The following is a 24,261-nucleotide window of genomic DNA, read 5'->3' on the forward strand; positions in this document are numbered from 1 at the left end:
ATGAAAGCGATATGGAATAACGAGGTCATTGCAGAAAGTCAACATACGGTTGTTATTGAGAACAATCACTACTTCCCTCACGAAAGCATTAAGAAACAATATTTTAAACCTAGTGATACTCACACCACATGTGCATGGAAAGGAGAAGCATCTTACTATACGTTAGAGGTTAATGGTAAAGAAAATAGAGATGCTGCTTGGTATTATCCAGAAGTTTCTGAACTAGCTAAAGGAATTAAGAATAAAATTGCTTTTTGGAGAGGGGTTGAAGTCATTGAATAAAATTGCATTAGGAGGTGGTTGTCATTGGTGTACCGAGGCTGTTTTTCAGCACTTGAAAGGTGTTGAACTAGTTGAGCAAGGTTATGTAGCTTCAACAGGTATAAATGCTTCATTTTCTGAAGCAGTTATCGTAACTTTTGACGAAACAATAATAAGTTTAAAAACCCTTGTAGAAGTGCATTTGTATACTCATAAAAGTGCGGTTTATCATAGTATGAGAGATAAATACCGTTCAGCGGTTTATGTGTTTTCACAAGAACAAAAAGCGGAATGTATATCTATATTAAAAATGCTTCAAAAAACATTTAAAATACAATTGATTACTAAAATTCTGGAGTTTTCTAAATTTAGACCCTCTAGAGAAAGTATTCAAAATTACTATCAAAATAATCCTAACAAGCCATTTTGTAAAACGTTTATTAACCCAAAATTGCAATTAATTTTTAGTCAGTATTCTGAATATATAAATACGAATAACTTAAAGCAGTTAATATGAAAAGTGTAAAGCTACAGATTGAAAGTAAGCAAGGCAACAAACTACAAGCTTACCTTGAATTGCCTGCTAACCAAAAACCAAATTACTATGCTGTTTTTGCCCATTGTTTTACATGTAATAGCACTTTAAATGCAGTCAAGAATATAAGTAGAGCATTGACAAACCATGGTTTTGGAGTAGTGCGGTTTGATTTTACAGGCTTAGGAAGAAGTGAAGGTGAATTTGCAGACAGTCACTTTTCTTCAAACGTCGACGATTTGCTTGCGGTTAGTGATCATTTAGAGTCTAATTATGAAGCGCCTTCACTATTGGTAGGTCATTCGCTTGGAGGTGCTGCTGTGATCGTAGCAGCATCAAAATTAGATAATATAAAAGTAGTAGCAACTATTGGTGCGCCAGCTACAGTTAGTCATGTCACTCATTTGTTTTCTCATAGTATCGAAGAAGTCAAAGAAAAAGGAGAAGTAGAAGTTAATATTGGTGGTAGACCTTTTAAGATAAATGAAAAATTTGTTGAAGATTTTAGTAAAACAGATTTGCCTGAAATCACAAAAAACCTCAGGAAGCCTTTGCTCATTATGCATGCCCCTTTCGACCAAATCGTAAGCATAGAGAATGCAAATAAATTATATCATAATGCACATCATCCCAAAAGTTTTATAAGTTTAGATCAAGCAGATCATTTATTGTCAGATTCAAGAGATAGTAATTATGTTGGAAATATGATTGGAGCTTGGGTACAACGTTATTTTGATCCTAAAGACAATCAAATGTTAAGTACTGAAGGTGAACAATTGGTTGCACACCTGAACTTGAAAGAAAATAACTTTACAACTTCAATTCAAACCATCAAACATAATTTTATTGCTGATGAACCTCAGAGTATTGGTGGTGATGATTTTGGACCCTCTCCCTATGATTTTTTAAGTGCAGGCCTGGCAGCTTGTACTGTGATGACTTTAAAGTTATATGCTGAACGTAAGGAATGGGATCTGCAAGAAGTATATGCATATATAACATATTCAAAAAAGCATAGTGATGATATTATGATGGATTATGACAAACCAATAAAAATAGATCATTTAGAAAAAACACTAAAGTTTGTAGGTAATCTGGATGAATCTCAAAAACAACGACTTAAAGAGATTGCATCCAAATGTCCTGTTCATAAAACCTTACAAAACGAAGTTATTATTGACACAAAAATCGTCGACAATTAAACAAAAAAGCACCATAGTTGCTTTTATAATTAATATCTTTATCATTCATACTAAACGCTAACTTTATTAGTTCTGAAAACATTTAGATACTTAAATATGATAAAGCCATATAAAATAATTACCCTCATTATTGCCTTATTTATTTTTAATGCTTGTGCAACTTACAAAGCACAATATGCTGACGAAGACCAAAAAACCTATAGTTTACCAGATAAAGAAGTAGATCGGGTTTTTTACTTAATAGGTGATGCTGGGAAATCTCCAAAAGGCGGAATGTCTAAAGCATTATCTGCATTTAATAATCACATCGAAAACAAAGACACAAAAAACGATTATACTATCTTTTTGGGTGATAATATTTATCCAAGTGGTTTACCTGCGAAAGATAAAAAAGAACGATCTGAAGCTGAAAATGCACTCAATGGTCAAATTTTAGCTGTAGAGAATTTCAAAGGAACTACTTTGTTCATCCCAGGAAATCACGATTGGTACGCAAATGGGTTAAAAGGTCTTAAGCGCCAAGAAAAGTATATTGAAGATGCATTAGGTAAGAATACTTTTCAGCCCGAAAATGGTTGTCCACTAGAGAGTATTGATGTTGGAGAGACAATTCAATTGATTATTGTAGATACGCAATGGTACTTAGAGAACTGGAATGATAACCCAACAATAAATGACGAATGTGAGATAAAGACCAGAGAGCGGTTTTTTGAAGAAGTAGAAGGCGAGATTAAAAAGGCAGGTGATAAAACCATCATTTTTGCTATGCATCACCCAATGTATACCAATGGTGTACATGGAGGTCAGTATGCCTTTTCAAAACACCTTTTTCCTGGTCAGAAGAAAATTCCAGTACCAATCTTTGCATCTTTGGTTACTCAAATAAGAACACAAGGAGGGGTGTCTATTCAAGACCGATATAATGAGCGTTATCATAAACTTATGAAACGGCTAGAAACACTAACGTTCGACTCTAACAATATTGTCTTTGTTTCTGGTCATGAACATACACTTCAGTATATTGAAAATGAGGGCACAAAGCAAATTGTATCAGGTTCTGGAGCAAAAGAATCATATGCTGCCTTAAGAGATAATGGTTTGTTTTCTTACGGGAAGCAAGGTTTTGCTGAATTAACAGTTTATAAAGATGGAAGTAGTTGGGTAAGCTTTTATGGTGAAGAAAATGGAATCCCTAAACTATTATTTACTCGAGAAGTATTTATGCCTACAAAAGATTTTGACCTTTCTATGCTTCCAGATAATTTTCCTCAAGAAATCGAAACCTCAGTATATTCTGAAAATGAAACCGACAGAACTGGTTTCTTTGAAACTGTTTGGGGTGATCACTACAGAGATGTGTATAGCACAAAAATAAAAGCTAAAGTTGCTACTCTAGATACGCTTTATGGCGGTTTAGAAATCGTAAGAGCAGGAGGAGGTCACCAAACAAGATCTTTGCGTTTAAAAACTAAAGATGGCAGAGAACTTAACATGAGAGCCTTGAGAAAAAGTGCTACGCAATATTTACAGACTGTTTTATTTAAAGAAACTTACATTGAAGAAGAGTTTGAAAAAACAGCTATAGAAAGTTTGATTTTTGATTTTTATACTGCGGCTCATCCTTATGCATTTAAAGCCATTCCAGATTTATCTGATGCAGCGAAAATTTATCACACTAACCCAAAACTATATTATATTCCAAAACATAAACATTTAGGAAAATATAATAATGATTACGGCGACGAACTTTACATGATAGAAGAACGCCCAGAAGAAAACTACGCTAACGATAGGAACTTTGGATTTGCAGACGATATTGAAAGTACTCATGATATTATTGAAAAAATTAGAGAAGACGAAAAATATAAGATTGATGAGAACGCACTAGTTAGAGCGCGTTTATTTGACATGCTTGTAGGTGACTGGGATAGACATCAAGATCAATGGCGTTGGGCACAATTTGATCAGGAAAATGGAGATAAATGGTATCGACCAATACCTAGAGATCGCGATCAAGTGTTTTCGAACTTCGATGGTGCTTTATTAGGCATTATGAAAAAAATATCTGGCTCAACAAAACAGCTCCAAGTTTATGATGAAACCTTAGAAGATATCAAATGGATGAATGCCGCAGGAATTAAATTAGACCGTGTACTGATTCAGCAAGCTGATAAGGAAAAATGGATTGAACATGCACAGTTTTTACAAGAGAATATCACAGATGAGGTTATTGAAAAAGCGTTTTTAAAAGTACCAAAGGAAGTACAAGATGAAACACTTGAAGACATTAAAAAGAAACTCAAAGGACGGCGTTCTAATCTTATAGACATTGCTACGCGATATTATAACTACTTGAACGAATTAGTAATTCTTACAGGTACAGATAAAGACGACTATATTGAAGTAAAGCGAATTGGTGATAATGAAACACAGGTTATCATCTCTAGAATTATTGATGGTGAAAAGGGCGAAGTAATAGTTGATAAAATCTTTAATAAGGATATTACTAAAGAGTTATGGATTTACGGTCTTGATGATAAAGATGTTTTTGAAGTAACAGGAAAAGCCAATAACTTAATCTTCACAAGGCTTATTGGAGGTCAAGAAAATGACACCTATATCATCAAGTCAGGTCGTAGAGTAAAAGTGTATGATCATGAAAGTAAACCCAATACGATTAAAGAAAATAAGCGCGGTACCATAAGGCTTACAGATGTATATAAACTCAACCTCTTTGATTTTCAAAAAAACATTGTTAATAATAGTGTTATAACTCCAGCTATTGGATTTAATCCTGACGACGGTATCTCTCTAGGAATTTCTTATGTAAGAACTAAAAACGGATTTCAACGAAACCCATTCTCACAACAACATCGATTCAAAGGCGGATACTTTTTTGCTACTGAAGGCTTCTCTCTTAATTATGATGGCGAATTTGCCAATATAATGAATGATTGGAATTTGCATGTTGGAGGTCAATTCACATCTGCAAATTTTACAAATAACTTTTTTGGTTATGGTAATGAAACAGTAAATAATGATGATGATTTAGATTTAGACTTCAATCGTGTAAGAACAAGTATATATATGGCTAAAGTTGGAATACTAAAAAAAGGAAACTTTGGTAGTGATTATGGTTTTAGAACTATCGTTGAAGCTATTGAACTTGATGATACGCCAAACCGATTTATAACACAGTTTATGCCGTCTTCTTCATCTGAAAATTTTTATGATAGGCGTGTTTTTGGAGCGTTGGAAGCAGAATATAATTATGCAAGTTTTGATGATAAATTAAATCCAACTCGAGGGATGACATTTCTATTAAATCTTGGAGCTAAAACAGAATTTGAAAATACAGACTATACCTATGGCTATATAAATTCTAATCTTGGTTTCTATAATGCGTTAACTAAAAACAGAAAATTAGTACTTAAAACAGATGCAAGAGCTCAGTTTAGAATTGGTAATGACCTCATTTTCTATCAAGCTGCAAATATTGGTGGAAGAAATGGATTAAGAGGCTATAGGACAGAACGCTTCACAGGTCAGAACTCATTTGTTGGAAGTACAGATCTTCGTTACAGTTTTAATACTTTCAAAACAAGTATCTTACCCTTGCAGTTTGGTGTATTTGGTGGTTTTGATGTTGGAAGAGTGTGGATAAAAGATGATTTTTCTGATAAATGGCATAATGATTATGGAGGTGGATTTTGGGTTACAGCTGCAGAAACACTTTCAGGAACATTTAATTTATTTAATAGTGTAGAAGGCTTACGGTTTTCATTTGGTTTCGGATTAAATTTTTAATCAATCCATACGGAAACGATATAGATTTCCACCCTCACTCTTGTTTTTTTCATCTGTGATTAACAGTGTTTTTGGGCCAATAAAGTTAATACCTTCCTTTTGTGAATCATGTTTAAAATCAACAGCTTCCACAACACCATTAAAAAAGTTGTCACCTTTAAAATTAGTAAGCTTCCAAAGCCTGTCATGATTTAATAGCACAACTGTTTTGCCATCATCACTAATATCTGCTGAGGTAACTTTTGTGTTTTTACTTTCAAATTTGTATTTCGATATATATACCGCTGTATGGTCACCAATAATATTTGGAACTTTAATCAGTTCACACTTTTTATTGTGTTTACTAAAGATATAAAACATGTTATTATGTAAGAAGAAGGATTCAAAATCTTCAGATTTCATATCCTTTGGTAGAGAAAAACTAATCACCTCTGCTTTTGCACTCTTGGTAGTATTCTCAGGAGAAGAAATTTTATAGATGGCAAATTGTTTTCGTTTTTTAGAATTGTTACCAAAATCACCTATATAGATATTTCCTTGGCTATCTGAAGTTAGGTCTTCCCAATCTATATTTTGAATGTTCTCAATATCGATATCCTTTTCAATGTGGCCTTTTTCGTTTATACCATATAAATGATTTTTATTTCCAGCATCTTCAATAACCCACAATAAATTTGAGGCACTAGTTTTTTCAATAGCTGAAGTTTCTTTTAAACTAGAAGGTAAGTCTACAATTGGAGTTAGCTTTCCAGAATTACATGAGGTTGAAAAAAACAAAACCAAAACAAGGACGTAAGTTGGTGTATTCATAGATCAATTTTAATTAAAACAATAGCTTTTTATTAAGAATAAGAAATTACAAGTCTTAAAGATTTTATAAAATCTTTTTTTGGCACAATTGTATAAGCAAAATTAATACTTTTATGGTCCATGCAAAAATTACTTAAAATAGGGCATCGAGGCGCAAAAGGATATGTTGTAGAAAACACATTAGAGTCCATAGAGAAAGCCTTAGAACTCCATGTTGATGGTGTTGAAATTGATGTGCATTTATGTGCTTCGGGAGAATTAGTAGTATTTCATGATTTTACCTTAGATAGAATGACAAATGGCTCTGGTGAAGTTAGTAAACACACATTAACACAACTAAAACAGTTGAAAGTAAAAGAACGATTTGTTATACCAACACTAGAAGATGTTATAGATTTGATAGACCATAGATGTTTTTTAAATGTTGAACTTAAAGGGAAGAATACTGCCATGCAAACGTGCAATGTATTAAAACATTACATTGATCAAAAGAATTGGCATAAAGACGATTTTTTGATATCTAGTTTTCAACATCATGAGCTTGAAACGGTTTTCAAAATAGATGAAGACTTTCGGTTAGGCGTATTAACAAAAGCTAGCGTTACAGATGCCATTGAATTTGCTAGTACTATAAATGCCTTTGCAGTACATCCTAACGTGGCATTACTTACTAAAAACAATGTGAAGTTTGCTCAACAATTGGGCTTTAAGGTCTACACATGGACAGTTAATGATGACGGTACTATTGATCGTATGAAAGCTTATGGAGTAGATGCAATTATTTCTGATGTTCCTGATCGCTTATAACACTGCAATACTAAAGTAATGATTTTTATATATAAAGATTTGCCTGTAATTTTAAATTAATGAATACATACGATATAATTATAGTAGGAGGAGGAGCAGCAGGTTTTTTTGCAGCAATAAACTGTGCACAACAAAATTCAAAACTTAAAGTTGCTATTCTAGAACGTGGGAAGCAAGGGCTTCAAAAAGTAAAGGTCTCAGGTGGAGGACGATGTAATGTTACTCACGCAGAGTTTGTTCCTTCAGAATTAATACGTAATTATCCAAGAGGCGAAAAAGAATTATTAGGTCCTTTTCATCAATTCATGACTGGTGATACCATAGCATGGTTTGAAGAAAGAGGTGTTACATTAAAAATTGAAGATGATGGTCGTATCTTCCCTATTACAGATTCATCACAAACCATTATCGATTGTTTTTTAAAAGAAGCAAGAACATATAATGTGAACATACATTACAATCATGCATTGAAAGGCATTAGCAAATCAAATGAACATTGGAAACTGGAAACAACACAAGGCGATTTTTTTGCTAAAAGCGTAATGATATCTACAGGAAGTAATCCAAAAGTATGGAAACTCTTGGAACAGCTAGGACATACCATTTCTAAACCAGTGCCATCACTCTTTACGTTTGATATTGATGACGAGCGTATTGCAGGTATTCCTGGAGTTGTTGCATCAAACGTTGAGGTAAAAGTCGTTAATTCTAACTTGTATAGTGAAGGACCATTATTAATCACTCACGTAGGGATGAGTGCTCCAGCAATTTTAAAATTATCTGCTTTTGGTGCGATAGAATTAGCCCAACGTAACTATAAGTTTCAAATTGAAATCAATTTTATAAAACAATCTTATAATGATTGCATGAACCAACTAAAAGATTTGAAGCAAAATTTCGCAAAAAAAACAGTTGTTAAAGTTACTCTTTATGAATTACCAAAACGTTTATGGCAAAAGTTGGTTTTAGCTTCTAATATAACAACAGAAACACGTTGGGCAGATTTAAATAAGATGCAAATAGAAAGGTTAGCTTCTCAGTTGACCAAAGCTATTTTTGATGTTAAAGGAAAAAGTACTTTTAAGGAAGAGTTCGTAACGGCTGGAGGGATTAGTTTAAAAGAAGTGAATTTTAAAGCTTTTGAAAGTAAACTACATAAAAACATGTACTTTGCTGGTGAAGTATTAAATATTGATGCGGTTACAGGAGGATTTAATTTTCAAAATGCTTGGTCTGGTGCCTATATTGCAGCAAAAGCGATGTCACGATCATGAATATATTCATTGTATTATTAAGAGGGATTAATGTTGGCGGTCATAAAAAAGTGCCTATGGCAGAGTTGCGTGAATTGCTTATTAGAACAGGCTTCGAAGGGGTTAGAACATATATCCAAAGCGGAAACATTATCTTAAGATCTTCAGAAAGTAAACGCAACATAGAAGTAAAAATTCAAGAAGCCATTAAGGCTCGTTTTGGGTTTGAAGTTTCAGCTATAGCGAAAACTAAAAATGAGTTGTTAAAGGTTTTTGATGCCTGTCCGTTTTCCAAAGAAAAAAAGGCGAGTAGTTATTTTGTCTTATTTGATAAAACCCCAAATAGAAAGCTGGTAGATGAGGTTCTGAAAGTAACTTACGAAGATGAAGAGTTTAAAATTATAAAAGATTGCCTATATTTTTACAGTTCTGCAGGTTATGGGCGCACTAAATTCAATATGAATACTATAGAAAAAAAGCTTGAAGTATCTGCTACATCTAGAAACTACAAAACAATGGCGAAGTTAATAGCAATGTCTTCAGAAAATGAAAAAGACCAATAGATATTGCTTATTTTTGCAAAAGAGAAATTAATACTGAAGTTGAACTATTTTAATAGTATCTGTTAGTAGACCAAAACATGACTGAACATACATTTATTCCTGAAACCTATTCAAAAACAATCAATAATGGCAGCTACACTTGGTCATCACCAAGTAATATTGCACTAGTAAAATACTGGGGAAAAAAAGAAAGTCAAATTCCTGAAAACCCATCTGTTAGTTTTACATTAGACTATTGCAAGACGACGACCAAACTTAGTTTTTCTAAAAAAGACTCTAACGACGATTTTTCGTTTGAAGTGCTTTTAGATGGTGAACAAAAAGAAGACTTTAAGCCAAAAATAGAAACCTTTTTTAAGCGTATAGAAAGATACCTGCCGTTTTTGAAAGAATATCACTTCAAGATTGAAACTTCTAATACGTTTCCTCATAGTTCTGGTATTGCCTCTTCAGCTTCAGGAATGAGTGCTTTAGCTGTTTGTTTGATGAGTATTGAACGAGAGCTCAACGAGCAAATCTCTGATGAGTTTTTCAATAAAAAGGCTTCATTTCTTGCGCGTTTAGGCTCTGGAAGTGCTTGTAGAAGTATAGAAGGCGATTTGATAGTTTGGGGAGCACATGAAGATATTGAAGGTAGCTCAAATTTTTTTGGAATTAAGTATCCATTTGAAGTTCATAAAAACTTTAAAAATTATCAAGACACCATACTTTTAGTTGATAAAGGAGAAAAACAAGTGAGTAGTACAGTAGGTCATAATTTGATGCATGACCACCCTTATGCAACGCAACGTTTTGCGCAAGCTCATGATAACCTGTCTAAGCTAATCTCAGTGTTTCAAAATGGTGATTTAAACGCATTCGTTAAGATAGTAGAAAGTGAAGCATTGACGTTACATGCAATGATGATGACAAGTATGCCGTATTTCATTTTAATGAAACCAAACACGTTAGAGATCATCAATAAAATATGGTTATATAGAACCAATAATGATTCTAATATTTGTTTTACTTTAGATGCAGGAGCCAATGTGCATGTGTTGTATCCTGAAAACGAGAAAGACAATGTGCTTGAATTCATTAAGAATGAATTAGTTGGCTTTTGCCAAAACGGACATTACATATGCGATCAAATTGGTTTTGGCGCGAACCAAATACAATAATAATACGTATATTTGTTAAAGGAAATTATTCTAAATAAATGAAAGGACCCCTTTTTTACTCAAAAATTTTACTCTTCGGAGAGTATGGGATTATTAAAGATTCTAAAGGTTTATCTATTCCATATAATTTTTATAATGGTGCACTAAAGACCGATGAAAATCCTTCAGAGGAAGCAATTAGATCAAATAAAAGTTTAAAAGACTTTGTGTCGTATTTAAAAAACATCGATGCAAAATTAGTAACATTCGATATTACTACTCTTCAGAATGATGTTGAAGAGGGTATGTATTTTGATTCTTCTATCCCTCAAGGCTATGGTGTTGGGAGTAGTGGCGCTTTAGTTGCTGCTATTTATGATAAATATGCTCATAATAAGATTACAGTTCTAGAGAATTTAACTAGAGAGAAGTTATTGAAACTCAAAGCTGTTTTTTCAGAAATGGAATCGTTTTTCCACGGAAAGTCTTCAGGATTAGATCCTTTGAATAGTTATTTGAGTATTCCAATTCTAATCAATTCAAAAGACAATATTGAAGCTACAGGTATTCCTGCGCAACAAACTGAGGGGAAAGGTGCTGTGTTTTTATTAGACTCAGGTATAATAGGTGAAACTGCACCTATGGTTCGTATTTTCATGGAGAATATGAAACAAGAAGGATTTAGAAGTATGCTTAAAGATCAATTTATTAAACATACTGATGCTTGCGTTGATGATTTCTTAAAAGGCGATATCAAGTCTTTATTTAAAAACACAAAACAATTGTCTAAAGTGGTGCTAAATCATTTCAAACCTATGATTCCTCAACAATTCCATGAACTTTGGAAAAAGGGTATTGAAACCAATGAATATTACTTAAAACTTTGTGGTTCAGGAGGTGGAGGCTATATTTTAGGCTTTACTGAAGATATAGAAACTGCAAAACAGTCCTTAAAAGATTATAAATTAGAAGTGGTTTATAACTTCTAAAACGTCACCTATGTTTTCCCGCAGACAAAAACACATTATGCTAAAATTTTTTAGTATGTTCTCTGTTGTGCGAGGTTATAATATACTTATCGTAGTTATCGCCCAATATTTAACTTCTGTATATATATTGGCTCATGATAAGCCCTTGAAGGTCGTGTTATTAGATGTTAATCTATTGATGCTTGTGTTAGCTTCTGCTGCTACTATAGCTGCAGGTTATATTATAAATAATTTTTATGATTCAGAAAAAGATCTTATCAATCGTCCTCAAAAATCTAAATTAGACCGCTTGGTAAGTCAAAATACTAAACTCTCTTTTTATTTTGTACTTAATTTTTTTGCTGTAATTATGGCGAGTTATGTCTCGTTTAATGCTGTTTTATTTTTTTCTATCTATATCTTCGGAATTTGGTTTTATTCGCATAAGCTTAAAAAACTACCTTTTATTGGCAACCTAACTTCTGCTATACTAACAATTACACCATTTTTCGCCATTTTCTTATATTACGGAAATTTTGAAACAGTCATTTTTGTACATGCTATTTTCCTGTTCTTAATGATTTCTATGAGAGAGCTAACTAAAGATTTAGAGAATATAAAAGGCGATTTATTATTAGGATATAAAACAATTCCAATTGTGTATGGAGAAAAAGCCTCAAAACTGATGTTAACTGTTTTAATTGGGCTGACTTCAATTCCTGTTTATTTATTGCTTAGTTGTTACCAAATTGGACATATGTATATTTTCTTTTACCTATCTGTAATGTTACTGCTCATTTTTCTACTACTGCTTTGGAAATCTAAAACGAAAACACACTTTTTGATATTACACAACATTCTTAAGTTTATTATTGTTGCTGGTGTGTTCTGTATTATACTTATCAATGTGAATGTTGTTTTAAATCGTATCTAAACATGAACCATCAATTAAAAGTTGCATTAGCTCAAATCTCACCAGTTTGGTTAGATAAAAATGAAACACTTAAAAAGGTAGAGCATGCCATTATAGAAGCATCGAAAAGTAAGGTAGAGCTTATTGTTTTTGGAGAAGGTTTAGTGCCTGGCTATCCATTTTGGTTAGCCTTAACTGGAGGAGCAGAGTGGAACACGAAGGTTAACAAAGAATTGCATTCATATTACGTTAAGCAATCAGTTACGATTGAAAAAGGTGATTTAGATGCCATATGTAATTTGGCAAAGCAGTATAAAATGGCAGTGTATTTAGGTGTTATTGAACGCCCTTTAGATCGAGGAGGTCACAGTATTTATGCATCTTTAGTTTATGTTAATAATGAAGGGATTATTCAATCAGTACACCGAAAACTACAACCAACATATGATGAGCGACTTACATGGTCACCTGGTGATGGAAATGGTTTGAAAGTACATGCGCTAAAAGATTTTACTGTAGGTGGACTTAATTGTTGGGAAAATTGGATGCCATTACCTAGAACTGCACTTTACGGTTTAGGCGAAAACCTGCATATTGCAGTTTGGCCAGGAAGTGATCACAACACTAAAGATATTACCAGATTTATAGCTAGAGAGTCACGTTCGTATGTGATTTCTGTATCAAGTTTAATGTCAAAGGCAGATTTTCCAAAAGCAACACCTCATGTAGATCAAATATTAGAAAAATCACCAGAGATATTAGCAAATGGCGGAAGTTGTATTGCTGGACCAGATGGTGAATGGATTGTAAAACCCGTTCTAAACAAAGAAGGCTTAATTATTGAAAGTATTGATTTTAATCGTGTTCTAGAAGAGCGGCAGAATTTTGATCCAGTAGGTCACTATTCTAGGCCAGATGTGACCAAATTGACTGTTAATAGAGAACGACAATCTACAACACAATATTTCGATTAGTATGAACTAATATAGTACCTTTGCGCAAAATTAAGTTATCATGAGTAGACAACAAGGTGCACAAGGAAAAGGGAAACCTTCAGGAAGAAGATCTTACAAACCTACCAACAAATCTGCAGATTACAGTAAAGACAACGTTAAAGGAAAGCAGGTTTCTAACAAAAATGCTCCAACAAGACAAAAGCAAACTACATCAAGATCATCTCATCCTGATGAAATTAGATTGAATAAATATATTGCTAACTCTGGGATTTGTTCTCGTAGAGATGCAGATATGCACATAGCTGTAGGGAGCGTCACTGTTAACGGTAAAGTAGTGACCGAAATGGGTTATAAGGTAAAATTAGATGATGAAGTAAAATTTGATGGCGCAAGAATTAACCCTGAAAAGAAAACGTACGTGTTACTCAATAAACCAAAAGGGTTTGCAACTACCACAAGTGAAAGTAAAGGTCGAACAGTTATGGATCTTGTTGCTAATGCTACCAATGCGCGCATAAAACCTATTGGACGTTTGGGAAGAAACTCTACTGGATTATTACTATTTACGAATGATGATGTTGTGGTTAAAAAATTCACCAATTCGAAGCATGGTGTATCGCGCTTATTCGAAATTGAACTAGATAAGAACTTAAAGCTTGATGATTTTAAAAAGATTAAAGAAGGTCTTAAAGTTCAAGGTAAATTAGTGCCTGTTGAGGATATAAGTTATATTGATGATGCTCCTAAAACTCATATAGGACTCAAAATAAAGAACACAGGAAACACAATACTACACACTATTTTTGGACATTTAAAATATGATATTGTAAAAGTAGATTGTGTAGCGATTGGTCATCTTACTAAAAAAGACCTGCCTCGTGGTCATTGGAAACACTTGACTCAGCAAGAGGTTAATACATTGCAAATGTTGTAGAATTAGCTATATCACTAATTTAGAGCTATTTCGTACAGATCTTTCCTGAATTCTTCTAAATATCTGAAGAGTATCCTTCAAAAACCACTTATTTTTAAACTAAAATTCTTTGTATGTTTACATTGATGATAAATCAAGAATAAGCATGAAGAAACATTTAAAAAAGGTAATGCAGTCCTCTCCTATTGCAGATCATTTTATAAATCTATTTATAGAACTTTATGTTGCTTTTGTACACAAAATGAATGTGTTAAAATGTCGCAGAACATATAAGAAAAAGAAAAGATTAAAAATCAATTTTGGAAGTGGAAGTGCTACAAAACCAGGATTTTTAAACCTCGATTTTTCTAGTTCAGCTGATATGAGGCTTGATTTAAGAAAACCGATACCATTGGTCGACGCTTCTTGTTATTTTGTTTATTCAGAACATTTCGTTGAGCATCTTTCATATCCAGAAGGTGTTGAATTGCACTTTTCAGAATGTTTTAGAATTTTAGAATCTGGAGGAGAAATATCAATTTCTGTTCCGGATGCTGAATGGCCACTTGTTGAATATGCTGAAGGGAAACGATCATATTTAGAGACTTGTGAACAACAAAAATGGCATCCAGAAGATTGTTTAACATTTATGGAGCATATAAATTACCATTTTCGTCAACGTTGGAGAGGAGGTAGTTACAGTCACTTTGGGAATCATAGGTTTGCATGGGATTTTGAAACTATGGAGAAAAAGTTAGCTGAATTTGGGTTTGTAGATATTGAAAGACGTTATTATGATCCGAAATTAGATTCTAAACATAGAGAAATAGGAAGTTTGTTCGTGAAAGCTTACAAACCTATCACTGGAGACAATGACAACGCATTGTTGTAAAAATTGTATCAATTAGATATCAGTTTTAAAGTATAGCAAATAACTCTTGTAAGGATTTAAAGTCACGGCGTTTATATTTAATTCCGTCTCTTTTGCTTACATAATTTATAAGTCCTTGTTTTGGGCCACTTGCCCAAAAATCATATGTATTTATAAGTGTTCCATCATTATCAATGAGCACCTCTCCTATAAGTCGGCCATCAAAAGGGTGTTTTGAAGTATCATAAACAGTTACATTATTAGTATTAGAAAAAATTTCTCTGTACAGTTTATTGTCATTAGTAAGCGTTATAAATTTCGTTTTAACACCGTCCTTATTGTTTAAAATCACCTCCTTAATGTCTTGATTTGGAATATATTTGGTCTTGTGTTCAGATTTAAGTATAACAGATAATTTTTGGTCTTTTATATGGTTAATACTAACTCTTCCATTTAGTACATCATTATTGTTCAACTTGATGGTTCCGTCAAAAAAAGAGATGTTATCATTACTGTTGTTAATGAAAATGGTTGTAAATAGATTAACTTCATGATTTTGACCATTTATTGTAGCTATTGGAATAAATAAGAAAAGTAAAATATAACTGGTTTTAAAGAATGTTGACCTCATAACTTAACGATTATAATTCCTGTTATTGAAATCAAAAATTATACCAGATTTTTTGTTTCTTATACTGTAATTGTAGCTAAAGTGTTAACATATGATTTACGTGTGGTATTTTGCTTTAGTTTACCCCAAGTGCTCATAGAACAAGTAGTTGTTTATATATCCATGTGTGTAGTTTATTTTATGCTCTAATACTATATAATTTTCGTCTATTATAACCTATAATGAGGCCTATAATACCAAGAATAAATAGGGTTAAAAAACTAATGTATAAATATTTATTGTTGATGAAAATTTTTGAAAGCACAGTAATTATTAAAAACAAAAACCCTTGATATATCCATATACTATCATGTTCTAATCTTTTGTGAGTTGAAGCCTTTGGCGTTTTGTTAAGTAATACTTTCAGAGAATCCCAATCCCAATATAATAACACTAATGTTGAAATTAGCATTAATCCTGTAATCACAGGTGTTCCTCTAAAATCATATGAAATTGTAATTACAAATACATTAACTATTATTGGTAAAAAAAGAACAGCTCCTAGTTTTGCAAAACGCTGTGTTACAAGTAGTGTTCCAGTAATAAACTGAGCTAATCCTAAAAAACGCCAATATATGCCTGATTGATATAAAGTTTCAAAAAAATGCCAAGCTGAATCTATGGGGTTTTCAGCACCACTTTCTGTAGTAAAACGAAATCCTTGAATCTTTATAATGCTCGCAAAAATAAAGGCAAACCCAATTAAATATCTAAGGTATATGATAAAAATTTGTATCCAAGCCTTATGTTTCATGTGAGAGGATTTTGTTTATGTGTTTAGACGACGATATACTATTGGTTTTGTTACTAAGCTTAAAGTAATCATTGTTTCCTAATGCTTCTAATTTTAGTTGATAGGATTTGTCTGAATCTGACTTTGGTAGACTGAATAATTTTTATCTGTGTTTATGTGTGCGTGAAGGATTTACTTACTTTTATTAAACTAAAAATTTACTTTTTTTAGGTAAAATTCGCTATTGATATTTTCATTTCATTTCTAATTTCATTATAATTCGTGGCGAATTATCGGAATAGTAATCTAGAACTTCTGTTGCTTTTTTAAATCCTAATTTTTTGTATAAATTGATAGCAGCATTATTGTCAGGAGTGGTTGTTAATTGAACATTATAAATACTTTTAGTCTTGAAAGCCGATAACAATTCAATCGTAATTTGTTGGCCAATTTTTTTATTTTGTTCTGGTTTTGTTACTGCTAAAGCAAAGACCCAACCAATTTTACGGTCATGATCTATACCTCCAAAACAATAGCCTTTTATTTGATTAAGTTCATCGACCGCCACAAAAAAGAGATCAGGAAAGATATCATAAAATTGTCTAAGTACGAACAATGGATAATTCATTGGTTTAAAAGCTTCTTCTTCCAGTTGGAAAATACGTGTGAGATCATCTTTAATAACTTTTCTTATTTTAAAATTTGATTCCATAGTTTTCAAGAAATTATTATTGCCTACGTGTTTGTGTATGATGAGCTTGAAGCTCATTTTGTTTATATATTCACTAAGATAGCAAAATGGTAAAAACCTATTGTTCAGAAGTAAAGATTTCCCGATTAGAAAAACCAGAGCAATGAGCTATACACATCATTGTGTCATTTAGTGACAAAAGTCATAAAAAATGAACCTCAAGTGTGGTAAATTTAATTATTCCTCAGCAAGATGATTATTTAATAAATATTAATAAAATGTGGAAATATATATTCGCTTGGTTCCCAATGATTTTTATTGCTATTACCAACGGTTTATTTCGTAAGAAATTTTTATCAAGCCGATTAAGTGATCTCCAAGCTCATCAGTTATCAACTATTAATATAATTATATTATTAGGACTATACGTATGGCTGTTATTTAACATATGGTTGCCTATGTCTTCCAATCAAACAATAGTTATTGGCTTGGCATGGCTAATTCTCACAGTGGTTTTTGAGTTCTTATTTGGACATTATATTGCAGGGCATTCTTGGGATAAACTTCTTCATGACTATAATATTCTTCAGGGACGTGTTTGGATCTTAGTCCTTTTATGGATATCCATTGCGCCATACCTCATTTATCAATTTCTAAAGTAGATGTGTTATTTAGTTATAAGATCAAATATATTCGTTTATGGTTTAATGCACTGGTTAACAGATATTTAATAAATAAAACACTGACTTTATCGTTTCTCTAAAACATTTAGAAGGGCTAGGTAAGGAGAAAAGCTTTGTACTTATTGTTAACCATTAGCTCTTTCCTCAAATTCTGGACAGTCTAATCGAATTTCTTGACTTAATAATTCTTTTTGCAATAAGTTACAATAGTCATTATTATTGTTTTTTTTATAGAATTTACATGCAAAACAAGTTCTTTGAACACTTAAGATTCCGTTTCGATTTAATTTGTAAATCAGTTGACTTAAAGTTCCGAATAAACTTTCTAATTCGGAATGGGAAAACCCATCAATTTGTTTCTTTAATGGATTTGAGAAATCATACGTTTGAGAAACTATTTCAGTTCCTAAATCAGATAATGAAATTGAATAACTACGACTATCAGATGATGAATAGTCTTTTATAATAAGTCTTTTTTTGTCCAAAACTCTAATAGCATCACTTACTGTAGGTTTGGTTATGTTAAATTCTTTTGCAAGATGACTAACGTTGCACAACTCTTGTTTGTGAAAAGCTATGAATATAAGTATCTGAATTTGAATTGGGCTTAAACCAACCAATTTTGCTTTTTCCCATAGCAAAATTTTGAAGACTTCCGAAATGCGTTCCATTCCTGCAATGATTTTACTCGAAATGTCTTTTTCTTGTTGTGCTGGGTTAAATGTACTTTCTTTCATAAAAAAACCTGTCGAAATTTGTTCGACAGGCTAAGTTAGTAATCCTAACAATAAATCACAAAAATTAACCTTTTACATCAGCCATAGACGCGCCAAAATTGATATGTAATATATTTCCATTTGGAGTTAGAAGAGCAGGAACAGAACTTACGCCTGCTTTTTCGGCTTCTGGAATTCTATTTCGATTTTCGCCAATGTTTACTACTTCGACGTTTTCAACTCCAACTAAATTAATAATGTCGTGTTCTGCACTTACACAAACTGGACATCCTGCGTGATAAAAAATTGATTTACTCATTGCTACTAAATTTTAGTTAATGCATTATTGCTTTACAAATATAGTAAGGATTCCTAACTAAAAAAATTAATTTTTTGTTTTTTAAAATGATGTATCTCATTTTAATATTGAATCGAGTAGATGTAGTTTTTAGCCCTCTGTTGTAAACAATTCACTTTGAGATGTAGCGTTTGCTCAGCGACACTGATCAAAGTTTGCCTTTCGTGAATTGTTTACAACGTGATTGTATATGATTAGTTGTGTTGCCTAAGTCTAAGTTAGTAAAAGGAAACGAACCAGCGGAAAATCCGTAGGATTTTCCGAGTACATATAGAACAAGCAATTAGTTATACACTATGTTTGTTGTATTTTTTTTTCTCCATTCTTGATTAAATCTCATTTCGTGAAACATTTGGTAAACTCTTTTAAGTCCATAAGTTCCAGTTAACCCATAGTCTTTAATAATCTTTAATTTTCCACCGTTATAAGTGATTTTTAAAATAATAGAGCTTGAATGCATTGCTCCAGAATAATACGAATTGTTTAGATTTGGAAAATCCAAATAGTTGATAATTCCGTAAAGTTCATTAAAATGCTCGTCAGATATTTTTGTTTTAAACTCTCCGTTTATGTCATTATCTTCTAAATCGTGAGAGAAGTCCTTGTCAAACCAATTATAGTTTATGGCATTGAATTTTCCGTTTTGATTTTTGTCTATTGAGATGATAAATTCTGGGCATCCAGCTACACATCCTTGGGCAACAAATTCTATATTCTCAATATCGTAATCCTTCTCTTTTTGGTTTCGCTCAATAAAAGTTCCATATTTATAAATTATAGGAATTGTCTTGTTGACTATTTCTAGCTCTCCATTTTCAGGGTTGTATTCTTTTGGTGTATGTAATTCTATAAATGAACCATTTTGGGTTTCAATAATTTTTGGTACCAACGATAAATTTTTGGTAATAAAATTTAAGTTGATATCATTAATCGAATCATTTTCAAAATTCATAAGAGAATAAATGCTAAAATCGCACGAGATGTATTTTAGGTTTTTAGGACCATCGCATTCATCGCAGGTTTCACATCCTCGTGTACTCGCGCAATTATGATTATCTCCTATAATTAGTAAATCTGTATATCCATTATTATCAAAATCTGCTTTATAATAAGTGTCATTGATTTTCAAAGAGTCTGCTATTTTTTTTGTAATACTATCTTCATCATATTCACAACTTCTCTTAAATTCACTTATTTTTTTAAGCTCAAATTCCTCGAATTTTCTATATATTATGACTGAATCTTGAGATAATTTTTGTTCATAAAAAGGATGTTTTAGTTGATTAACAAAAGCTTGCACTTCTTTTTCAGAATTTAAACTATCAATTTTTGAAGGAATAATTTCTGCTTTTATAAATTCAGGTTTATAATCTTTTTTCTGACAATTCATTAACGTCAAAAAAAGAAAAACACTTATTAAATATCTCATCGTTTGAGGTTAGGTTATATAACAGTCAACGTGTTTGTATATGGCTTGTTGTGTTGGTAAGAACTTATTTAGTAAAAGTAAACCGATTACATATAGAACAAGTAATTAGCATAGACGTTGTTAGCCACTGGCTTTTTCTTTAAAGAACTCGAATTGTACTTAAATATATCCAAGCAATAAACATAAGTTGTAATGGAATTCTAAACCATAGATAGTAAAGACCATTTCCATCAAATGTCCCTTTTTGATAATTCACATTATTAATTGAACCATAGATATTTGCGGATAACATGAATAATAGAAAAATAATCAAAGCCCAACCACTAATCACTTTAAATTTTGGAATGAGCAAGCCAATTGCTAAAAGAATTTCAAAAAGTCCAGTGATATAAACAAGGTTTGTTTTGTATGGAATAAATTGTGGAATCATCATTGACATACCTTTAGTGAAAGCAAAATGTCCAATTGCGGTAAAGCATAGCATGATAGACATTGCTATTCTAGCAGATAAGTTAAGATCATATTCCTTTTTAACGATTTTTATTGCGAAAACTGCAATCACAAAACTTGTTAAAAGTACTACTAGTGGTTTCATATTGTTATTCTTTAGTTCATTTACAAAACTCATAAATGATTAAAGATTAGACAATGAACCCAGGTTAAGTAATTCGCTTACGTATTCTACTTAAAGCTTGAGGTGTAACTCCGATATAGGAGGCAATGTATTTTAATGGAATTTGTTTGATTAAATTTGGACGTTCCATGAATAAGTCTAGATATCTCTCTTCTGCTGTTTTACTCAGGAGAGAAATTTCTCTTTTAGATTTAATTAAAAACATATTTTCTGCCATTCTTCTCCCAATGAAATTTCCACTTTCGGTATTCTCATAAACCTTTTGAAGATCTTTGAACGATATTCGCCATAATGTTGCGTTTGTAAGCGTTTCGATTTGATAATGAGAAGGGGTTTGGGTAATGAAGGAGTCATAAGCAGTAATAAATTCGTTTTCAAATAAAAAACCAAAGGTTAAATCACTATCCACTTGTGGAATATAATATCTCACTATTCCTTCTGAAAGAAAAGACATGTAGTTTTCAATTTCACCAATTTCTATCAGTGTTGACTTTTTCTTAAATCTTTCCTTATACAATTTTGAAGAAAAAAAGTCCCAATCAGAACCATTCATTGGATAAATGTTGTCAATGAAATTTTTGATTTCTTCCATTTTGGTATTTTTCAGCTTGTGGCTAACGGTTTTGTGTATGGTTTAATTACACTCTTTCTGTTAGCAACTAAGTTAATTAATTCCGATGAATTTCCGTTTGGTAAATTCAGAAGTAATTAATTATACACGTCGTTAGGCAAAGTTATTTTATTATATCTTTGACAATTCCTTTTGCCCAAGAATTAAAATTCTGTTTAGTGTTAGTATTTGGAAAAGGCTCTAAAGGCACTTCTACGTTTAAAAATTCACAAAGAGGATTCCAACCATCTTTTGGATGAAAAATTAGAAGTCTATCTTTTGAAATTGAACTTTTCACTTCTTCAATATGTCTTTCAAATTTTTGTATCGTATATTTTTTGTCTTTAAATTTTCCTTCAAAATATTTTTTCCATAAAGACTTATCATTAAGCATTATAACTTTGAACAAATTTCTTGCTTTAGAAGAGAAAGGCATTTTGAACAACATTCTCAATTTTAACTTTGGTCCAGGATCGAAACTAAAGATGGTTGAATAAGCACTATCGTACCATTTTTCTGGATCTCTTATAGTTAATATGACTTTTGATTCTGGGTAGAAATCAGCTAATTCTTTATAATAGATTGAACTTGGAAAATCTACTGTAGAATTATAATTTTGAAATAAAGAATTCCAATCTGTTTTTTTTCCTTGATACGCATTTTGCCAATATTTAACATCGCTAGGGTTTCTAAATAGAGCTTCCATATGATAACATTGTCCAAAACCGAGCTTTTCAAGAGCCAACTGTAGAGATTTGGTTCCAGTTCTTCCGTAACCTGCTCCAATTATTTTTAATGCCATTTCTTAGTTTTAATTTCACCTAACTCAGGGTTAAACGTAGTTCTGGTTAGAGAATGAAAAGATAATAAATTCTTAAACAATAAATTAAGAAGGCAACTTCGAATAAATCTTAATTTATTGTTCATCAATTAGGTTCGCTTTAGCGAAGCGTAAATTGTAGAATTTATTAGATTGAGAATTCGAGAAACAGAATCAAATTACTATTAACCGACGATGGCTTACGTTTTAGCTCGAAGCTCGTTAAAGGCGATAATTTAGCAAATAAGAATTGTAGTAATTTGGTTTAACCCTGAGATGGAATACATTTACTTTAAGATGCAATGACAGCGAAGCTGCGCATATTAAAGTTCGCCTTTGGCGAATGTATTCCATCGGTTCGGCTATGAGTAGTTGCGTGGTTTAGCACTTAACTCTGCAAGTATACACCAAGTTGGAAATTCCGCAGGAATTTCCAAAGTAGGCGAGAACAAGCAATTACTTATAACCATTGTTGTACGCAGTTATTTTTTTCCGAGTGTAAATTCATTTCCATTCTTCTGCACTTTCCATTCCGGATTTAATTCTAATTTCCATCCGTCGCCATTCACAATTTTATCCGAAATCTCTGTTGGTGCAGTTACCGTAACTTTACTCCAATCTGATGCCAAAAGTGCTCCTTTTTCTACAGTTAAAATTCCCCAATTATCCGTAACCCTTAAATTTGGATAAACAGTTCCAATATTTTCAAGTGGTATAATATTTCTTGGGTCAAACGAAATGTTCATATTTTGAAACTGAAGTTCCAAAGTTGGTTTTTCTAAAAATTGTGATTTGAGAATTGCGATTTTTTCAATTCTTAATTTTTCACGTTGGGTTTCTTCTTTTTGTATTTGTTGAAAATTGTAATCGAATTCTTTTGCGATATTTTCTACCGATTGTCTGTTTATTATCTCAACATTGAATGTTTTGATAAAATAATCTGTCAAATTTGTTTCACTATTGATTTCCCTGTGCCAGTTTGACTTTTTTGAAGAAAGTAAATACCCATAGTAAGGAATAGTTTGATAAGCAAAAGACCTAACAAATGTTGGATTTGTGTAAAAGTTAGTTTTACTTTTGCTAAAATGGGTTTTCATTTCGTCAGCGTTTCTGGCACTTAACATTATTGCTGTATATTCGGCAAGACCTTCGTTCAGTTCCAATGAATTTTCTGCATTTTTAATGTCTGTGGATTTATACCTTTTATTTCTAAAGGTCAATGCGTTTTGAATATGCTCTAGTATTTCAATGCTGTCATTGGTCGAGAGGGCTTTTTCCAAGGCTTGTAATTCAAGTTTTAATAATAACCTGCCGTCATAAGTGTCCAAATGTCCATTGTCTATTTCTTGTAGGTTTTCAAAGCCAATTTGTGGTTGAAGTCTGTGAAAAAGTTCGTGGATTATTAAATTGTTTCTAGAAATTTGGTCTTTTGGTAAAGGTAGCATAACCATTGACCACCTTTTACCATACCAATTAATTGCTGTGTTGGCTATATTAATATCTGCTGGCAGACTGTCTTTGTAGATTGCGCCAATTTTTTCAAATTCGTTAGCTGAATTATTTTCGTTAGAATAAAATAGTCTTGTTTTGGGTTCAACGAAAATTACCGGACCATAAAGTCCTTTGCCCCAAAATCTACCATCATCAATTTTCAATAAACTGTCCACATCTGAAAAGGTTTGGACAATACTTTTTTCTTCAATGGTTAGATTGTCATTTGCCTTTAAGTTCTCTTTCGTTTTATTATTTTGGCACGACCCAAGAATAATCAGTAAGACGATGTAAAATATTTTGTTCATAAGTTGGTTTTAATTGCGTACAACTCAGTGTTAAACGTAGTTTTGGTTAGAGAATGAAAAGATAATAAATTCTTAAACAATAATTTAAGAAGGCAACTTCGAATAAATCTTAATTTATTG

The 24,261-nt window shown here is 32.1% G+C and carries 24 protein-coding genes; 13 read left to right on the top strand and 11 right to left on the bottom strand.

Annotated elements, in window-relative coordinates; all coding sequences use genetic code 11:
• From Q0876_RS07575 to Q0876_RS07590, 4 genes are all read left to right on the top strand, one after another.
• On the top strand, positions 1-282 hold the full coding sequence (locus Q0876_RS07575) for a DUF427 domain-containing protein (RefSeq protein ID WP_299225756.1): 282 nt from the start codon (positions 1-3) through the stop codon (positions 280-282).
• Positions 275-778, top strand: coding sequence for a peptide-methionine (S)-S-oxide reductase (locus Q0876_RS07580; RefSeq protein ID WP_299225759.1), 504 nt, complete (start codon positions 275-277; stop codon positions 776-778). The genes Q0876_RS07575 and Q0876_RS07580 overlap by 8 nt, the downstream gene beginning before the upstream one ends.
• Complete coding sequence (locus Q0876_RS07585; RefSeq protein ID WP_299225762.1) at positions 775-1,998, top strand: bifunctional alpha/beta hydrolase/OsmC family protein; 1,224 nt, start codon at positions 775-777, stop codon at positions 1,996-1,998. The genes Q0876_RS07580 and Q0876_RS07585 overlap by 4 nt, the downstream gene beginning before the upstream one ends.
• A gap of 96 nt (positions 1,999-2,094) precedes the next feature.
• Positions 2,095-5,805, top strand: a complete 3,711-nt coding sequence (locus Q0876_RS07590; protein ID WP_299225764.1) for a metallophosphoesterase — start codon at positions 2,095-2,097, stop codon at positions 5,803-5,805.
• On the opposite strand, the gene Q0876_RS07595 is transcribed toward Q0876_RS07590, so the two are convergent.
• Positions 5,806-6,615 (bottom strand): hypothetical protein, encoded by an 810-nt coding sequence (locus Q0876_RS07595; RefSeq protein ID WP_299225767.1) that lies wholly within the window; start codon positions 6,613-6,615, stop codon positions 5,806-5,808.
• Positions 6,616-6,735: 120 nt separating this feature from the next.
• Between Q0876_RS07595 and Q0876_RS07600 the strand changes: the two genes are divergently transcribed.
• From Q0876_RS07600 to Q0876_RS07640, 9 genes are all read left to right on the top strand, one after another.
• Complete coding sequence (locus Q0876_RS07600) at positions 6,736-7,422, top strand: glycerophosphodiester phosphodiesterase family protein (protein ID WP_299225770.1); 687 nt, start codon at positions 6,736-6,738, stop codon at positions 7,420-7,422.
• A 59-nt stretch (positions 7,423-7,481) separates the two neighbouring features.
• The gene (locus tag Q0876_RS07605) at positions 7,482-8,696 is read left to right on the top strand and encodes an NAD(P)/FAD-dependent oxidoreductase (RefSeq protein ID WP_299225772.1); all 1,215 of its coding nucleotides are present in this window, start codon (positions 7,482-7,484) and stop codon (positions 8,694-8,696) included.
• Positions 8,693-9,238, top strand: coding sequence for a DUF1697 domain-containing protein (locus Q0876_RS07610; protein WP_299225775.1), 546 nt, complete (start codon positions 8,693-8,695; stop codon positions 9,236-9,238). Before Q0876_RS07605 ends, Q0876_RS07610 begins: the two co-directional genes overlap by 4 nt.
• Before the next feature lie 77 nt (positions 9,239-9,315).
• Positions 9,316-10,398, top strand: coding sequence for a diphosphomevalonate decarboxylase (locus Q0876_RS07615; protein WP_299225778.1), 1,083 nt, complete (start codon positions 9,316-9,318; stop codon positions 10,396-10,398).
• 38 nt (positions 10,399-10,436) lie between these two features.
• Complete coding sequence (locus tag Q0876_RS07620; protein ID WP_299225780.1) at positions 10,437-11,366, top strand: mevalonate kinase; 930 nt, start codon at positions 10,437-10,439, stop codon at positions 11,364-11,366.
• A gap of 10 nt (positions 11,367-11,376) precedes the next feature.
• Positions 11,377-12,279: a geranylgeranylglycerol-phosphate geranylgeranyltransferase gene (locus tag Q0876_RS07625; protein WP_299225783.1), complete on the top strand. Its 903-nt coding sequence runs from the start codon at positions 11,377-11,379 to the stop codon at positions 12,277-12,279.
• Between the two features lie 2 nt (positions 12,280-12,281).
• The gene (locus Q0876_RS07630) at positions 12,282-13,232 is read left to right on the top strand and encodes a carbon-nitrogen hydrolase family protein (protein ID WP_299225786.1); all 951 of its coding nucleotides are present in this window, start codon (positions 12,282-12,284) and stop codon (positions 13,230-13,232) included.
• Between the two features lie 40 nt (positions 13,233-13,272).
• A complete protein-coding gene (locus tag Q0876_RS07635; RefSeq protein WP_299225789.1) occupies positions 13,273-14,148 on the top strand; it encodes a pseudouridine synthase in 876 nt (291 codons plus the stop codon).
• Between the two features lie 145 nt (positions 14,149-14,293).
• Complete coding sequence (locus Q0876_RS07640) at positions 14,294-15,019, top strand: hypothetical protein (RefSeq protein WP_299225792.1); 726 nt, start codon at positions 14,294-14,296, stop codon at positions 15,017-15,019.
• 25 nt (positions 15,020-15,044) lie between these two features.
• On the opposite strand, the gene Q0876_RS07645 is transcribed toward Q0876_RS07640, so the two are convergent.
• The 10 genes from Q0876_RS07645 to Q0876_RS07690 form a co-directional block, all read right to left on the bottom strand.
• Positions 15,045-15,629 (bottom strand): hypothetical protein, encoded by a 585-nt coding sequence (locus Q0876_RS07645; RefSeq protein ID WP_299225793.1) that lies wholly within the window; start codon positions 15,627-15,629, stop codon positions 15,045-15,047.
• A gap of 178 nt (positions 15,630-15,807) precedes the next feature.
• Entirely contained in the window at positions 15,808-16,422 is a 615-nt protein-coding gene (locus tag Q0876_RS07650; protein ID WP_299225796.1) for a hypothetical protein, read from the bottom strand.
• 232 nt (positions 16,423-16,654) lie between these two features.
• Entirely contained in the window at positions 16,655-17,113 is a 459-nt protein-coding gene (locus Q0876_RS07655; protein WP_299225798.1) for an N-acetyltransferase, read from the bottom strand.
• A gap of 787 nt (positions 17,114-17,900) precedes the next feature.
• On the bottom strand, positions 17,901-18,512 hold the full coding sequence (locus Q0876_RS07660; protein ID WP_299225801.1) for a MarR family transcriptional regulator: 612 nt from the start codon (positions 18,510-18,512) through the stop codon (positions 17,901-17,903).
• A 64-nt stretch (positions 18,513-18,576) separates the two neighbouring features.
• A complete protein-coding gene (locus Q0876_RS07665) occupies positions 18,577-18,810 on the bottom strand; it encodes a thioredoxin family protein (RefSeq protein ID WP_299225804.1) in 234 nt (77 codons plus the stop codon).
• A gap of 322 nt (positions 18,811-19,132) precedes the next feature.
• Positions 19,133-20,278, bottom strand: a complete 1,146-nt coding sequence (locus Q0876_RS07670; RefSeq protein WP_299225806.1) for a DUF6438 domain-containing protein — start codon at positions 20,276-20,278, stop codon at positions 19,133-19,135.
• 139 nt (positions 20,279-20,417) lie between these two features.
• Positions 20,418-20,873 carry a hypothetical protein gene (locus Q0876_RS07675; protein ID WP_299225809.1) on the bottom strand — a complete coding sequence of 152 codons (456 nt, stop codon included), beginning with the start codon at positions 20,871-20,873 and terminating at the stop codon, positions 20,418-20,420.
• A 64-nt stretch (positions 20,874-20,937) separates the two neighbouring features.
• Positions 20,938-21,504 (bottom strand): Crp/Fnr family transcriptional regulator, encoded by a 567-nt coding sequence (locus tag Q0876_RS07680; protein WP_299225812.1) that lies wholly within the window; start codon positions 21,502-21,504, stop codon positions 20,938-20,940.
• Positions 21,505-21,646: 142 nt separating this feature from the next.
• On the bottom strand, positions 21,647-22,324 hold the full coding sequence (locus Q0876_RS07685; protein WP_299225815.1) for a sulfotransferase family protein: 678 nt from the start codon (positions 22,322-22,324) through the stop codon (positions 21,647-21,649).
• 500 nt (positions 22,325-22,824) lie between these two features.
• Complete coding sequence (locus tag Q0876_RS07690; protein ID WP_299225818.1) at positions 22,825-24,141, bottom strand: hypothetical protein; 1,317 nt, start codon at positions 24,139-24,141, stop codon at positions 22,825-22,827.
• Between the last annotated feature and the right edge of the window lie 120 nt (positions 24,142-24,261).

The organism is uncultured Psychroserpens sp., assembly GCF_947503375.1.
Taxonomy (GTDB): domain Bacteria; phylum Bacteroidota; class Bacteroidia; order Flavobacteriales; family Flavobacteriaceae; genus Psychroserpens.

Bases quoted from the DNA above. Each gene is read 5' to 3' on its own strand.
- Q0876_RS07575 (WP_299225756.1), top strand. From the start codon at position 1: ATGAAAGCGATATGGAATAACGAGGTCATTGCAGAAAGTCAACATACG.
- Q0876_RS07585 (WP_299225762.1), top strand. From the start codon at position 775: ATGAAAAGTGTAAAGCTACAGATTGAAAGTAAGCAAGGCAACAAACTA.
- Q0876_RS07590 (WP_299225764.1), top strand. From the start codon at position 2,095: ATGATAAAGCCATATAAAATAATTACCCTCATTATTGCCTTATTTATT.
- Q0876_RS07595 (WP_299225767.1), bottom strand. From the start codon at position 6,615: ATGAATACACCAACTTACGTCCTTGTTTTGGTTTTGTTTTTTTCAACC.
- Q0876_RS07600 (WP_299225770.1), top strand. From the start codon at position 6,736: ATGCAAAAATTACTTAAAATAGGGCATCGAGGCGCAAAAGGATATGTT.
- Q0876_RS07605 (WP_299225772.1), top strand. From the start codon at position 7,482: ATGAATACATACGATATAATTATAGTAGGAGGAGGAGCAGCAGGTTTT.
- Q0876_RS07610 (WP_299225775.1), top strand. From the start codon at position 8,693: ATGAATATATTCATTGTATTATTAAGAGGGATTAATGTTGGCGGTCAT.
- Q0876_RS07615 (WP_299225778.1), top strand. From the start codon at position 9,316: ATGACTGAACATACATTTATTCCTGAAACCTATTCAAAAACAATCAAT.
- Q0876_RS07620 (WP_299225780.1), top strand. From the start codon at position 10,437: ATGAAAGGACCCCTTTTTTACTCAAAAATTTTACTCTTCGGAGAGTAT.
- Q0876_RS07625 (WP_299225783.1), top strand. From the start codon at position 11,377: ATGTTTTCCCGCAGACAAAAACACATTATGCTAAAATTTTTTAGTATG.
- Q0876_RS07630 (WP_299225786.1), top strand. From the start codon at position 12,282: ATGAACCATCAATTAAAAGTTGCATTAGCTCAAATCTCACCAGTTTGG.
- Q0876_RS07635 (WP_299225789.1), top strand. From the start codon at position 13,273: ATGAGTAGACAACAAGGTGCACAAGGAAAAGGGAAACCTTCAGGAAGA.
- Q0876_RS07640 (WP_299225792.1), top strand. From the start codon at position 14,294: ATGAAGAAACATTTAAAAAAGGTAATGCAGTCCTCTCCTATTGCAGAT.
- Q0876_RS07645 (WP_299225793.1), bottom strand. From the start codon at position 15,629: ATGAGGTCAACATTCTTTAAAACCAGTTATATTTTACTTTTCTTATTT.
- Q0876_RS07650 (WP_299225796.1), bottom strand. From the start codon at position 16,422: ATGAAACATAAGGCTTGGATACAAATTTTTATCATATACCTTAGATAT.
- Q0876_RS07655 (WP_299225798.1), bottom strand. From the start codon at position 17,113: ATGGAATCAAATTTTAAAATAAGAAAAGTTATTAAAGATGATCTCACA.
- Q0876_RS07660 (WP_299225801.1), bottom strand. From the start codon at position 18,512: ATGAAAGAAAGTACATTTAACCCAGCACAACAAGAAAAAGACATTTCG.
- Q0876_RS07665 (WP_299225804.1), bottom strand. From the start codon at position 18,810: ATGAGTAAATCAATTTTTTATCACGCAGGATGTCCAGTTTGTGTAAGT.
- Q0876_RS07670 (WP_299225806.1), bottom strand. From the start codon at position 20,278: ATGAGATATTTAATAAGTGTTTTTCTTTTTTTGACGTTAATGAATTGT.
- Q0876_RS07675 (WP_299225809.1), bottom strand. From the start codon at position 20,873: ATGAAACCACTAGTAGTACTTTTAACAAGTTTTGTGATTGCAGTTTTC.
- Q0876_RS07680 (WP_299225812.1), bottom strand. From the start codon at position 21,504: ATGGAAGAAATCAAAAATTTCATTGACAACATTTATCCAATGAATGGT.
- Q0876_RS07685 (WP_299225815.1), bottom strand. From the start codon at position 22,324: ATGGCATTAAAAATAATTGGAGCAGGTTACGGAAGAACTGGAACCAAA.
- Q0876_RS07690 (WP_299225818.1), bottom strand. From the start codon at position 24,141: ATGAACAAAATATTTTACATCGTCTTACTGATTATTCTTGGGTCGTGC.